14 protein-coding genes are annotated in these 12,771 nt (G+C 70.2%); all 14 read right to left on the reverse strand.

Annotation, left to right across the window (positions count from 1 at the left end):
* Positions 1-79: 79 nt before the first annotated feature.
* The 14 genes from atpD to rpmE all read right to left on the reverse strand — a co-directional run bounded on the left by atpD (position 80) and on the right by rpmE (position 12,743).
* Entirely contained in the window at positions 80-1,531 is a 1,452-nt protein-coding gene (atpD, locus tag LG396_RS20595; RefSeq protein ID WP_018840082.1) for a F0F1 ATP synthase subunit beta, read from the reverse strand.
* Between the two features lie 2 nt (positions 1,532-1,533).
* Complete coding sequence (locus LG396_RS20600; protein ID WP_018840083.1) at positions 1,534-2,475, reverse strand: F0F1 ATP synthase subunit gamma; 942 nt, start codon at positions 2,473-2,475, stop codon at positions 1,534-1,536.
* Between the two features lie 2 nt (positions 2,476-2,477).
* Complete coding sequence (gene atpA, locus LG396_RS20605) at positions 2,478-4,049, reverse strand: F0F1 ATP synthase subunit alpha (RefSeq protein ID WP_018840084.1); 1,572 nt, start codon at positions 4,047-4,049, stop codon at positions 2,478-2,480.
* Between the two features lie 104 nt (positions 4,050-4,153).
* Entirely contained in the window at positions 4,154-4,969 is an 816-nt protein-coding gene (locus LG396_RS20610) for a F0F1 ATP synthase subunit delta (RefSeq protein WP_018840085.1), read from the reverse strand.
* Positions 4,966-5,532: a F0F1 ATP synthase subunit B gene (locus LG396_RS20615; protein ID WP_018840086.1), complete on the reverse strand. Its 567-nt coding sequence runs from the start codon at positions 5,530-5,532 to the stop codon at positions 4,966-4,968. The genes LG396_RS20610 and LG396_RS20615 overlap by 4 nt, the downstream gene beginning before the upstream one ends.
* 29 nt (positions 5,533-5,561) lie before the next feature.
* Complete coding sequence (gene atpE / locus LG396_RS20620; RefSeq protein WP_026276655.1) at positions 5,562-5,804, reverse strand: ATP synthase F0 subunit C; 243 nt, start codon at positions 5,802-5,804, stop codon at positions 5,562-5,564.
* Between the two features lie 80 nt (positions 5,805-5,884).
* Complete coding sequence (gene atpB, locus LG396_RS20625) at positions 5,885-6,703, reverse strand: F0F1 ATP synthase subunit A (RefSeq protein ID WP_026276656.1); 819 nt, start codon at positions 6,701-6,703, stop codon at positions 5,885-5,887.
* 196 nt (positions 6,704-6,899) lie between these two features.
* Positions 6,900-7,349: a Cg1360 family ATP-synthase-associated protein gene (locus tag LG396_RS20630; RefSeq protein WP_225795874.1), complete on the reverse strand. Its 450-nt coding sequence runs from the start codon at positions 7,347-7,349 to the stop codon at positions 6,900-6,902.
* A 257-nt stretch (positions 7,350-7,606) separates the two neighbouring features.
* Entirely contained in the window at positions 7,607-8,980 is a 1,374-nt protein-coding gene (locus tag LG396_RS20635; RefSeq protein WP_225795875.1) for an MraY family glycosyltransferase, read from the reverse strand.
* Positions 8,981-9,129: 149 nt separating this feature from the next.
* The gene (locus LG396_RS20640; protein ID WP_018840091.1) at positions 9,130-9,762 is read right to left on the reverse strand and encodes an arsenate reductase/protein-tyrosine-phosphatase family protein; all 633 of its coding nucleotides are present in this window, start codon (positions 9,760-9,762) and stop codon (positions 9,130-9,132) included.
* Positions 9,759-10,406 carry an L-threonylcarbamoyladenylate synthase gene (locus LG396_RS20645; RefSeq protein WP_100298806.1) on the reverse strand — a complete coding sequence of 216 codons (648 nt, stop codon included), beginning with the start codon at positions 10,404-10,406 and terminating at the stop codon, positions 9,759-9,761. Before LG396_RS20645 ends, LG396_RS20640 begins: the two co-directional genes overlap by 4 nt.
* Before the next feature lie 13 nt (positions 10,407-10,419).
* Positions 10,420-11,277: a peptide chain release factor N(5)-glutamine methyltransferase gene (gene prmC / locus LG396_RS20650; protein ID WP_018840093.1), complete on the reverse strand. Its 858-nt coding sequence runs from the start codon at positions 11,275-11,277 to the stop codon at positions 10,420-10,422.
* 37 nt (positions 11,278-11,314) lie between these two features.
* On the reverse strand, positions 11,315-12,400 hold the full coding sequence (prfA, locus tag LG396_RS20655; protein WP_037753997.1) for a peptide chain release factor 1: 1,086 nt from the start codon (positions 12,398-12,400) through the stop codon (positions 11,315-11,317).
* Between the two features lie 121 nt (positions 12,401-12,521).
* Complete coding sequence (rpmE, locus tag LG396_RS20660; RefSeq protein WP_018840095.1) at positions 12,522-12,743, reverse strand: 50S ribosomal protein L31; 222 nt, start codon at positions 12,741-12,743, stop codon at positions 12,522-12,524.
* Between the last annotated feature and the right edge of the window lie 28 nt (positions 12,744-12,771).

The raw sequence follows: 12,771 nt of genomic DNA on the forward strand, positions 1-12,771 counted from the left end.
TAACTGGTTTGCGGGCCGGGGGCGGGGCGAACCCCGCCCCCGATTGGCTCGGAGCCAATGAAAACCGCGGGCGAACCCGTCAGGAGACGCCCAGCTCCTTCGCCTTGGCCTTGAGGTCCTCCAGGCCACCGCACATGAAGAACGCCTGCTCGGGGAAGTGGTCGTACTCGCCGTCGGCGATCGCGTTGAACGCGGCGATCGACTCGTCCAGCGGCACGTCCGATCCGTCGAGACCGGTGAACTGCTTCGCCGCGTGGGTGTTCTGCGACAGGAAGCGCTCGATCCGGCGGGCGCGGGAGACGGTGAGCTTGTCCTCCTCGGACAGCTCGTCCATACCCAGAATGGCGATGATGTCCTGCAGGTCCTTGTACTTCTGCAGGATCGCCTTCACGCGCGTGGCGCACTCGTAGTGCTCCTGCGCGATGTAGCGCGGGTCGAGCACCCGGGAGGTGGAGGCCAGCGGGTCCACCGCGGGGTAGATGCCCTTCTCGGAGATCGGACGGGAAAGCTCCGTCGTCGCGTCGAGGTGGGCGAAGGTGGTCGCCGGGGCCGGGTCGGTGTAGTCGTCCGCGGGCACGTAGATCGCCTGCATCGAGGTGATCGAGTGGCCACGGGTCGAGGTGATCCGCTCCTGCAGCAGACCCATCTCGTCCGCCAGGTTCGGCTGGTAGCCCACCGCGGAGGGCATGCGGCCCAGCAGGGTGGAGACCTCGGAGCCGGCCTGGGTGAAGCGGAAGATGTTGTCGATGAAGAACAGCACGTCCTGCTTCTGGACGTCGCGGAAGTACTCCGCCATCGTCAGGCCGGCCAGGGCGACGCGCAGCCGGGTGCCCGGCGGCTCGTCCATCTGCCCGAAGACCAGCGCGGTCTGCGGCAGCACGCCGGACTCGGCCATCTCCGCGATGAGGTCGTTGCCCTCACGGGTGCGCTCGCCGACGCCGGCGAACACGGAGACGCCCTCGTGCAGCTTGGCCACACGCATGATCATCTCTTGGATGAGCACGGTCTTGCCCACGCCCGCGCCGCCGAACAGGCCGATCTTGCCGCCCTTGACGTACGGGGTGAGCAGGTCGACGACCTTCAGACCGGTCTCGAACATCTCGGTCTTGGCTTCGAGCTGGTCGAAGGGGGGCGCGGTGCGGTGGATCGCCCAGCGCTCGGTGATCTCCGACTCGTCGACCTCGTCGTTGAGGATCTCACCCAGGGTGTTGAACACCCGGCCCTTGGTGACGTCGCCGACGGGGACGGTCAGGCCCTCGCCGGTGTCGGTCACCGGGGCCTGGCGGACCAGGCCGTCGGTGGGCTGCATGGAGATGGCGCGTACCAGGCCCTCACCGAGGTGCTGGGCGACCTCCAGGGTCAGCACCTTGATCTCGCCCGCGTTGGCGGGGTCGGAGACCTCGACGGTCAGCGCGTTGTAGATGTCGGGCATCGCGTCGACGGGGAACTCCACGTCGACGACCGGGCCGATGACCCGCGCGACGCGGCCAGTCGCCGTGGCCTTCGCTTCCGTGGTCGTAGCAGTGGTCATGATTATCGGTCACTCCCCGCAGAGGCGTCGGCGAGGGCGTTCGCGCCACCGACGATCTCGCTGATTTCCTGGGTGATTTCGGCCTGACGGGCCTGGTTGGCAAGCCGCGTGAGCGACTTGATGAGCTCCTCGGCGTTGTCCGTCGCCGACTTCATCGCACGGCGGGTGGCGGCGTGCTTGGAGGCGGCCGACTGCAGCAGCGCGTTGTAGATCCGGCTCTCGACGTACCGCGGCAGCAGCGCGTCGAGCACGCCGTCCGCGGACGGCTCGAAGTCGTACAGCGCGTGGTAGTCGTGCTCCTTCTTCCGCGCCTCCTCGAAGACCTCCATCGACTCCTCGGCGGTCTTCTCGAAGACGATCGGCAGCAGCCGGTTGTCCCGCGCGGTCTGCGTCATCATCGAGTGGAACTCGGTGTAGACGATGTGGATCTCGTCCACGCCGCCCTCCGAGGTCTCCTTGCTCAGCGCCTCGATGAGCGGCGCGGCCACCTTCTTCGCGTCCGCGTACGTCGGGTTGTCGGTGAAGCCGGTCCACGACTCCGCCACCGGCCGCTCGCGGAAGCCGAAGTACGAGACACCCTTGCGGCCGACGACGAAGTGGTCGACCTGCCTGCCCGCGCCGGTCAGCCGGGTGGTCAGCGCCTCCGCCTGCTTGATGGCGTTGGAGTTGTAGCCGCCGGCCAGACCGCGGTCGCTGGTGATCAGCAGCACCGCGGCCCGCACCGGCCGCTCCACCTCGGTGGTCAGCGGGTGCTTCGTCTCCGAGCCCGCGGCCACCGCCGTGACGGCGCTGGTCAGCTCGGTCGCGTACGGCGTGGAGGCCGCCACCTGGCGCTGCGCCTTGACGACGCGCGAGGCGGCGATCATCTCCATCGCCCTGGTGATCTTCTTGGTCGCAGAGACGCTACGGATCCGCCTCTTGTAGACCCGCATCTGGGCGCCCATGCTCAGCCCTCGCCCAGCAGCTTGCCGTCCGCGGTCTCGAACTGACGCTTGAAGGACTCGACCGCCTCGCGGAGCGCCTCGACGGTCTCGTCGGCCATCTTGCCGCCCTCACGGATGCCCGTGAGCAGGTCCTTGTTCTCCCGGTGCAGGTGGTCCAGCAGCTCGCGCTCGAACCGCTTGACGTCCGCGACGGGCACGTCGTCCAGGATGCCGTTGGTGCCGGACCACACGGACACGACCTGGTCCTCGGTGGGGAAGGGCGCGTACTGCGGCTGCTTCATCAGCTCCATCATCCGCTGGCCCCGCTCCAGGGCCGCCTTGGAGGCGGCGTCCAGGTCGGAACCGAAGGCGGCGAACGCCTCCAGCTCGCGGAACTGCGCCAGGTCCAGCTTCAGCCGGCCGGAGACCTGCCGGATCGCACGGTGCTGGGCGGCACCGCCGACGCGGGAGACGGAGATACCGACGTTCAGCGCCGGGCGCTGGCCCGAGTTGAACAGGTCGGACTCCAGGAAGCACTGGCCGTCGGTGATGGAGATCACGTTGGTCGGGATGTACGCCGACACGTCGTTCGCCTTGGTCTCGATGACCGGCAGGCCGGTCATGGAGCCGGCGCCCAGGTCGTCGGAGAGCTTGGCGCAGCGCTCCAGCAGCCGGGAGTGCAGGTAGAAGACGTCGCCCGGGTACGCCTCGCGGCCCGGCGGGCGGCGCAGCAGCAGCGACACGGCGCGGTACGCCTCGGCCTGCTTGGACAGGTCGTCGAAGATGATCAGGACGTGCTTGCCCTGGTACATCCAGTGCTGGCCGATGGCCGAGCCGGTGTAGGGCGCCAGGTACTTGAAGCCCGCCGGGTCGGACGCCGGGGCCGCCACGATCGTGGTGTACTCCAGCGCGCCGGCCTCCTCCAGCGCGCCGCGCACGCCGGCGATGGTGGAGCCCTTCTGGCCGATCGCCACGTAGATGCAGCGGACCTGCTTGTTCGGGTCGCCGGAGCGCCAGTTGTCGCGCTGGTTGATGATCGTGTCGATGCCGAGGGCGGTCTTGCCCGTCTGCCGGTCACCGATGATCAGCTGGCGCTGGCCGCGGCCGATGGGGGTCATCGAGTCGACGGCCTTGTAGCCGGTCTCCATCGGCTCGTGCACCGACTTGCGCTGCATGACCGTGGGAGCCTGCAGCTCCAGCGCACGGCGGCCCTCGGTCGCGATCTCGCCGAGGCCGTCCACCGCGTTGCCCAGGGGGTCGACGACCCGGCCCAGGTAACCGTCGCCGACCGGCACGGAGAGGACCTCGCCGGTACGGGTGACCGACTGCCCCTCCTCGATGCCCCTGAACTCGCCGAGGACGACCGCACCGATCTCCCGCTCCTCAAGGTTGAGGGCGAGGCCGAGGGTGCCGTCCTCGAACTTCAGCAGCTCGTTCGCCATCGCCGAGGGCAGCCCCTCGATCTTGGCGATACCGTCCATGGCCTGCGATACCGTGCCGACCTCTTCGCGCGAGGCCGCGTCCGGCTGGTACGACTGGACATAGCTCTCCAGCGCGTCCCGGATCTCCTCCGGCCGGATCGTGAGCTCCGCCATCTGGGTTCCCTGCTCTCCTTGTTGGGCCCGTAAGTTCTTGCGTCCACGGCCCAACTCGGGCCGCTGGTGATGCTCTGGAGTTGGTGTGCGACGGTCGGTGACCGTCAGCCCGCCATACCGCGCTTCACCTCGTCGAGGCGGTCGGCGACGGAGCCGTTGATGACCTCGTCGCCCACCCGCACCGAGATCCCGCCGAGGACCGCGGGGTCCACGTCCAGGTTCAGGTGCATGTCCCGGCCGTACAGCCGGGACAGCGCGGCGCCCAGGCGCTCCTTCTGCCCGTCGCTGAGCGGCACGGCGGTGGACACGACCGCGACCATCCGGTCCCGGCGCTCCGCGGCGAGCTTGGACAGGGCCTCCAGGCCCCCTTCCAGGCTACGACCCCGCGGCCGCTCGACGAGCCGCACGACCAGCCGCTCGGTGACCGGGTTCGCCCGGCCGCCCAGCAGCGAGTGCAGCAGCCCGGCCTTGGCGGCCCCGGTGCCCACCCGGTCGGTGAGCGCCCCGCGCAGCTGCTTGTCGGCGGCGACGATCCGGCCGAACCGGAACAGCTCGTCCTCGACGTCGTCCAGCTGCCCCGCGCGCTGCGCGGCGGTGAGGTCCGCGGTGTCGGCCAGCTCCTCGAGCACGTCGACCAGGTCACGCGCCCGCGACCAGCGGGCCCGTACCATCCCGGCGACCAGGTCGGCGGTCTCGCCGCCGAGCTGCCCGCCGAGGATCCGGCCGACCAGCTCGGCCTTGGCCTCGCCGGGCTGCGCCGGGTCGGTCAGCGCCCGCCGCAGCGTCACCTCGCGATCCAGCAGCGCGGTCACGGCGGCCAGCTCCTCGGCGAGCTTCGCCGCGTCGACCGACGTGTTGTCGGTCAGCGCGTCGAGCTGCTCCCGGGCGGCGGCCAGCGCCTCGCGGCTCGCTCCGTTCATGCCCCGGCCTCGGCCTTCGTCCCGGACTGGTCGGCGGCCTTGGCCTCCAGCTCGTCCAGGAACCGGTCGACGACGCGGCTCTGCCGGGCGTGGTCCTCCAGGGACTCGCCGACCAGCCGGCCGGCCAGCTCGGTGGCCAGCGTGCCGACGTCCTGGCGCAGGGCCAGCGAAGCCGCCTTCTTGTCGGCCTCCACCTGGGCGTGACCGGCAGCGATGATCTCCTCACGCTGCCGCTGGCCCTCGGCCCGCATCTCGGCGATGAGGGCCGAACCCTGCTCGCGAGCCTCCTCGCGCAGCCGGTTGGCCTCGTGCCGGGCCTCGGCGAGCTGGGCCTTGTACTGATCCAGCGTCTGCTCCGCCTCGATCTGGGCGGCCTCGGCCTTCTCCATGCCGCCCTCGATGGCCGCCTTGCGCTCCTCCAGCACCTCGTTGATGCGGGGCAGGAGCTTCTTGGCCAGCAGGCCGAAGACGATGAGGAAGGCGATCAGGCCGATGACGAGTTCCGGCATCGGCGGGATGAGAGGGTTCTGCTCCTCTTCAGCCGCGATCTGCAGGAGGTTCACATCGGTGCCTTTCGTCGGAAGGAGTCCGCTCAGGACGGGTAAACGAACGGCATGACGATGCCGATGAGGGCGAGCGCCTCACAGAAGGCGAAGCCCAGAATCATGTTCTGCCGGATCAGGCCGACGGCCTCGGGCTGGCGGGCCATGGCCTGCACGCCGTTACCGAAGATGTAGCCGATGCCGACACCGGGGCCGATCGCGGCGAGGCCGTAGCCGATGGCGCCGAGGTTGCCCTTGATCTCGACGGCGGCGAGAGTCTCCATGACAGCCATGGGTGTTTCTTCCTTCTCTTCTACGGGCCGGTGGGGGTTGGCCACCGGACGAATCGGGGTGGTGCGGATGGTGCGGTGGCTCAGTGCGCCTCTTCGAGCGCGCCCGAGATGTAGCTGGCGGTCAGCACGACGAACACGTACGCCTGGACGGCCTGGATGAACAGCTCGAAGGCGATCATCACCATGACCATCACGAAGGCCACGGGCGCGTAGGCGAAGCCCCAGCTGTTCAGGAAGAACCAGGTGGCGATGGTGAACATCACGAGCAGCAGGTGGCCGGCGAACATGTTCGCGAAGAGCCGCACCGCGTGCGTGAAGGGCCGCACGAGCACGTTGGAGAAGAACTCGATCAGCATGACCAGCGGCAGCACCGCGCCCAGCGACTTGTCGTAGCCGGTGAGGTTCTTGAGGCCGCCGACGAAGCCGTGCCGCTTGAAGGTCAGCGACAGCCAGGTCACGTAGACCAGGATCGCGAGGGCGGCGGGGAAGGCGATGATCGAGGTCACCGGGAACTGCGCGAGCGGAATGACCGACCAGAGGTTCATCAGCCAGATGAAGAAGAAGAGGGAGACCAGCAGCGGCACCCACTTCTCGCCTTCCTTCTTGCCGAGGGTCTCGTACGCGATGCCGCGGCGGACGAAGTCGTAACCGGACTCGGCGACCATCTGCAGCTTGCCCGGGACGACCTTGGGGCTGGCGAACGCCTTCCAGAAGAAGACGCAGAGGACCAGCGTCGTCACCAGCGCCAGCAGGATCGGCTTGTTGAACTCGAAGCCGCCGACGGTGAACATCGGCTTGAAGACGAACGAGTGCAGACCGGGGGACTGGAAGCCGCAACCACCTTCAACGAAGATCTTGCAACTCGCGTCGAAAGCGAGCGTCGTATCAGCAGCACTCACCGGCGAGCTCCTTCGGCGTGACGCATGGCTACGGCAACCTCAATGTGTCGGCGTTGTGCACCGCTGGAGAGCGGTACGTGACAGGACGGGAAACGGCCGGCGGGGTGCGGTGCGGCCCTGCGGCCCACGGCGCACGCGCGCACCGGCGCGGCAGGGGGACGATAGCAGTAGCGGATCACTGCTCGGGCGGCGCCCCTCATCGCCCGGCCTCGGTGGCTGTACCGGAGCGCTGTTCACCCGCTCCGGTTTCTCGCTCCGGCTCCACGTACGGCAGCTTCAGCCGGAAGTGGGTACGGCCCATCGCGGCGGTGAACACCAGCGCCGCGGCGAGCACGGTGAAGCCGAACGCCTTGGTGTTGAAGAGCGTCGTGTCCTGGAACAGGCCCATGACGACGGCGAGCAGCAACACCTGGGAGGTGTAGGTGATCAGCGCGATCCCGAGGAACAACTCGGGGTTCTTGCGCGAGAGGTGCTGGAGTGCGAGGAGGCCGAGACAGAAGAAGGCAAGGACCACCACGGTGGCTGCGGCGGCTCCCACACCGCCCTTCACACCGGCCGCGAGTGAACTGACGATCACTGCCACGACGCCGGCGAGGGCGGTCGGGATCGCGGCGCCACGGAGGATCCGGGCGTCGTTGACCTGCATATGAGGAGTCTCCGGCGGGAGTCGGGAGCAACTGGTCGACGGTGACGAGCATGTCCCCGGAGCGGGTGCACCGCATCGAGGGGCATCGCGCCAGAGAACCGTCGCACTACGGTCCTTCGGCTCTGCACCGGGTTCTCGTGAACGGTATCACAAGCATCTTGACCCGAGCTTTACCCGGTTAGTGTGCCGCCCGTCACACGAAGGGGCTACGTCGGCCGCGTCGCTCCGCTCACCTGGGGATATGCCTGCTAAGGGGCTCAATGTCCGGCACGGCGCCAGCGCGAGCGCTCCCCCACGGCCGTCGACCCGCTGATACCCGCGGGCACCAGCTCGTGCCCCTGTGAATCCGGCGTCCCGTTCGCACCGTTCGTCCCGTTCGTCGCCGCGCCGCCCGCCGGCGCCGGGCCGGCCTGCGGCTCCGTACCGTCGCCCGGGCCGTCGCCGCCGGACCCGTCGCCGGCGCCCCCGGGGCGCCGGTAGCGCGGCGGTACCAGCTTGTTGGCCCACGACGGCGTCTTCGGGGAGAACCGCGGCAGCAGAAGGAGCACCAGCCCCGCGGCGCTCAACCCGACCGCCACCAGCACCACCCACACGTTGTCGGCCTGCACCGAGAAGGCCACCATCCCGAACGCGACCAGCGCCGACCAGAAGTACATGAGGAGCACGGCCCGCATGTGCGAGTGGCCCATCTCCAGCAGCCGGTGGTGCAGATGGCCCCGGTCGGCCGCGAACGGCGACTGGCCCCGCCACGTGCGCCGCACGACGGCCAGCACCAGGTCCAGCATCGGGATCGCCAGGATCGTCAGCGGCAGCACCAGCGGGATGAACACCGGCACCGTCGAGCGCACCGCCTGCTTCTCGCTGCCCGCGAAGACCTTCAGCGCGTCCGGATCCACCTGGCCCGTGATGGAGATCGCCCCGGCGGCCAGCACCAGGCCCAGCAGCATCGAGCCGGAGTCGCCCATGAAGATCCGCGCCGGATGCACGTTGTGCGGCAGGAAGCCGACGCACATGCCCAGCAGCACGGCGGAGAAGAGCGCGGCGGGGGCGGCGGCCTCGATGCCGTAGCCGAACCAGATGCGGTACGCGTAGATGAAGAACGCCGCGGAGGCGATGCCCACCATGCCGGCGGCCAGCCCGTCGAGGCCGTCCACGAAGTTGACGGCGTTGATCGAGATGACGACGAGTGCGACCGTCAGCAGCGTGCCCTGCATCGGTGTCAGCACCACCGTGCCCACGCCCGGGACCGGGATCCACAGGATCGTCAGGCCCTGGAGCACCATGACGCCCGCGGCGATCATCTGCGCGCCGAGCTTGAGCAGGGCGTCCACGCCCCATTTGTCGTCCAGCACGCCGATCAGCCAGATCAGCGCGGCGCCGGACAGCAGCGCCTTGGGTTCGTTCAGCTCGAAGACGCGCTCGAAGGCCTGCAACTGCGACGCGACGAGCAGCGCGGCGCACATGCCGCCGAACATGGCGATGCCGCCGAGTCTCGGCGTCGGCTCGCTGTGCACGTCACGGTCCCGGATTTCCGGCATCGCGCCGGCCGCGATCGCGAACTTCCGCACCGGGCCGGTCAGCAGATACGTGACAGCGGCTGCGATGCACAGCGTCAGCAGGTATTCACGCACAAGCTGCCCCAGAGGTTTCGCTGTTCCGTTCAGCCACACACATTAGCCCGCTCCCGGGCCTCCGTTCTCCTGGTACGGACGCGAAGGCCCGTCCGGGCCCGTACAGGAATAGACCCTCCGGACGCCCGACCGGTTGCATCCGGCCATCGTCAGGCGGCGGCCGGCACGCCTGTGAGCGCCGTCACCACCGGGTCGAGCGCCTGCCCGATCTCCTCGCCGATCCGGCGGAAGTACGGCACGGGCGCCCCGTACGGGTCGTACACCTCGTCGGCCGCCGGGCTGGGCGCCAGCAGCCAGCCGCGCAGCGCCGCGGCGGCCTGCACCAGGGCGTGCGCCCGCGCCACCGCGCCCTCGCGGGCCGGCGGCAGCGTGGCGGAATCTATGGCCCGTACCAGCCGGGCGAATTCTTTCAGCGTGAACGTGCGCAGCCCCGCGGAGTGCCCCATGGAGATCACCTGCGCCCGGTGGTCCCGGGTCGCGGTCAGCACCAGATCCGCCCGGATCACGTGCTCGTCGCGCAGCTCCCGGGCGGCGAACCCGTCCGGGTCCGCCCCCGACTCGCGCAGCACCGTCGCCGCGTGCGCCTCCATCGGCGCGCCCTCGTGCCCCCAGGTGCCCGCGCTCTCCACCGCGATGCCCGCCGCGGGCCGCGGGCCGAGGCGCACGTCGAGGGCATGCCGCGTCAGCCGCTCGGTGATCGGCGAGCGGCAGACGTTGCCGGTGCTGACGTGGAGGATCCGGAATCCCTGTATGTCCCCCGTGCGCCCTTCGGGCGGGGTCAACTGGCGACCTCGAGCCCGCCTGCGACCTCGCGCAGCTGCTCCGCGGTCACCGCGCCCTCGCGCAGCAGCACCGGCGTGGGGCCGGTGATGTCCACGATCGAGGACGGCACCGCGGCCGGCGTCGTGCCGCCGTCGAGGTAGACCGAGACCGACTCCCCCAGCATCTCCTGGGCCGCGTCGCAGTCCTGCGGGGCGGGGTGCCCGGTGAGGTTGGCACTGGAGACGGCCATCGGGCCGACGTCCTTGAGCAGTTCGAGCGCCACCGGGTGCAGCGGCATCCGCACCGCCACCGTGCCGCGGGTCTCGCCCAGGTCCCAGGTCAGCGACGGCTGGTGCTGGGCGACGACGGTCAACGCGCCCGGCCAGAAGGCGTCGATCAGCTCCCACGCCTCCTCGCTGAGGTCCTTGACCAGCCCGTGCAGCGTGTTCGGCGAGCCGATGAGCACGGGCGTGGGCATGTTGCGCCCGCGGCCCTTGGCGTCCAGCAGCGAGCCCACCGCCTCCTCGGCGAAGGCGTCGGCACCGATGCCGTAGACCGTGTCGGTGGGCAGGACGACCAGCTCGCCGCGGCGGACTGCGGACGCGGCCTCGCGCAGCCCGGTCTTGCGATCGGCCGCATCGCTGCAGTCGTAGCGCCGTGCCATGTCATTCTCCTTCTCAGGTACGGACCCTGCGGGCGGTCGCGAATCGAGGCCGGTTGTTGAGGTCGGGGTGGTCGGCGGCGTCCGCCCAGCCGCGTTCCTCGGTGAAGAGCCACGGCACCTGGCCGCCCTGGGTGTCGGCGTGCTCGACGACCAGCACCCCGCCGGGGCGCAGCAGCCGCCGTGCGGCGACCTCCAGACCGCGGATGAGGTCGAGGCCGTCCTCGCCGGAGAAGAGCGCGGCCTGCGGGTCGTGGTCGCGGGCTTCCGGGGCGACATGCTCCCACTCGGTCAGCGGGATGTACGGCGGGTTGCTGATGACCAGGTCGACCTGGCCGTTCAGCTCGGGCAGCGCGGTGCGCGCGTCTCCATGGTGCAGTACGACCCGGGCGCCGCCGTCGTTGTGTGCGGCGTTCTTACGGGCCCAGTTGAGCGCCGTCTCCTCCAGCTCGACGGCGTGCACGGCGGCCCGCGGCACCTCCTGCGCCATGGCCAGCGCGATGGCGCCGGAGCCGGTGCACAGGTCGACGATCAGCGGCTCGACGACGTCCATCGCGCGCACGGCCGCTATGGCCCAGTCCACCACCGACTCGGTCTCCGGCCGGGGCACGAAGACCCCGGGGCCGACCTGGAGTTCCAGATAGCGGAAGTAGGCGACGCCGGTGATGTGCTGGAGCGGCTCGCGGGCCTCGCGGCGGGCGACGGCCTCCCAGTAGCGGGCGTCGAAGTCGGCGTCGGCGACGCGGTGCAGCTCGCCGCGGGGCACCCCGTGCACGGACGCCGCCAGCTCCTCCGCGTCGAACCGCGGGGAGGGCACGCCGGCGTCGGCGAGCCGCCGCGTGGCCTGTGCCACTTCGACGAGCAGCAGGTTCACGTTCCCTCCGGTCCCTCTGCCGTATCCCGTGCGGTGCTCAGCCGGCGTCCGCGAGCTTGGCCGCGGCGTCCGCGTCCACGCATGCCTGGATCACCGCGTCCAACTCCCCGTCGAGCACCTGGTCCAGGTTGTACGCCTTGAACCCGACCCGGTGGTCGGAGATCCGGTTCTCCGGGAAGTTGTACGTGCGGATGCGCTCCGACCGGTCCACCGTACGCACCTGGCTGCGGCGCGCGTCCGCCGCCTCCTTCTCCGCCTCCTCCTGCGCCTCGGCGAGCAGCCTCGCCCGCAGGATACGCATGGCCTGCTCCCTGTTCTGCAGCTGGCTCTTCTCGTTCTGGCAGGAGACCACGATGCCGGTGGGCAGGTGCGTGATGCGTACCGCGGAGTCCGTCGTGTTGACGGACTGGCCGCCGGGGCCGGAGGAGCGGTAGACGTCGATGCGCAGGTCGTTGGGGCCGATCTCGACCTCGTCGACGTCCTCGGCCTCGGGCAGCACCAGCACGCCGGCGGCGGAGGTGTGGATGCGGCCCTGCGACTCGGTGGCCGGCACCCGCTGCACGCGGTGCACCCCGCCCTCGTACTTCAGCCGCGCCCACACGCCCTGACCGGGCTCGGCCGGCGCCGCGGCGCCGCCCTTGAGCTTCACGGAGACCGAGACGTCCTTGTAGCCGCCGAGGTCGGACTCGTTGGCGTCCAGCAGCTCGGTCTTCCAGCCCTGCCGCTCGGCGTAGCGCAGGTACATCCGCAGCAGGTCGCCGGCGAAGAGCGCGGACTCCTCGCCGCCCTCGCCCGCCTTGACCTCCAGGATGACGTTCTTGTCGTCGCTCGGATCGCGCGGTACGAGCAGCAGCCGCAGCCGCTCCGTCAGCTCCTCGCGCTCCCGCTCCAGGCTCTTGGCCTCGGCGGCGAAGTCCGGGTCCTCGGCGGACAGCTCGCGGGCGGCGGCGGCGTCCTCACCGGCGCGCTCCCAGGCGCGGTAGGCGGCGATGATCGGGGTCAGCTCGGCGTAGCGCTTGTTGAGCCGGGTGGCGCGGCGCTGGTCGGCGTGCACGCCGGGGTCGGCGAGCTGCTGCTCGAGCGTGGCGTGCTCGCCGATGAGATCCTTGACGACCTCGAACATCGTGGGGCGCTCCGTAGGGGGGAAGTAGCAGGACCGGGGGCGGGCGGCCGGACGGGACGAAAAACGTGCGCCGGCCCGGTCCGCCCCCATCGGGGCGGCCGGCCCGGCGCACGCGGACGAGCTACTTCTTCGCCGCGGCCTGCTTGCCGAAGCGGGCCTCGAAGCGGGCCACGCGGCCACCGGTGTCGAGGATCTTCTGCTTGCCCGTGTAGAACGGGTGGCACGCGGAGCAGATGTCCGCGCGGATGGTGCCGGAGGTGACGGTGCTCCGGGTGGTGAAGGAGTTACCACAGGTGCAGCTGACCTGCGTCTCCACGTACTCCGGGTGGATGTCGCGCTTCAAGGGATTCTCCTAGGTTCGGGAGGGCTCC

The sequence above is a fragment of the Streptomyces aculeolatus genome (assembly GCF_020400605.1).
GTDB lineage: Bacteria > Actinomycetota > Actinomycetes > Streptomycetales > Streptomycetaceae > Streptomyces > Streptomyces aculeolatus.

Bases quoted from the DNA above. Each gene is read 5' to 3' on its own strand.
- atpD (WP_018840082.1), bottom strand. From the start codon at position 1,531: ATGACCACTGCTACGACCACGGAAGCGAAGGCCACGGCGACTGGCCGC.
- LG396_RS20600 (WP_018840083.1), bottom strand. From the start codon at position 2,475: ATGGGCGCCCAGATGCGGGTCTACAAGAGGCGGATCCGTAGCGTCTCT.
- atpA (WP_018840084.1), bottom strand. From the start codon at position 4,049: ATGGCGGAGCTCACGATCCGGCCGGAGGAGATCCGGGACGCGCTGGAG.
- LG396_RS20610 (WP_018840085.1), bottom strand. From the start codon at position 4,969: ATGAACGGAGCGAGCCGCGAGGCGCTGGCCGCCGCCCGGGAGCAGCTC.
- atpE (WP_026276655.1), bottom strand. From the start codon at position 5,804: ATGGCTGTCATGGAGACTCTCGCCGCCGTCGAGATCAAGGGCAACCTC.
- LG396_RS20630 (WP_225795874.1), bottom strand. From the start codon at position 7,349: ATGCAGGTCAACGACGCCCGGATCCTCCGTGGCGCCGCGATCCCGACC.
- LG396_RS20645 (WP_100298806.1), bottom strand. From the start codon at position 10,406: ATGGCACGGCGCTACGACTGCAGCGATGCGGCCGATCGCAAGACCGGG.
- prfA (WP_037753997.1), bottom strand. From the start codon at position 12,400: ATGTTCGAGGTCGTCAAGGATCTCATCGGCGAGCACGCCACGCTCGAG.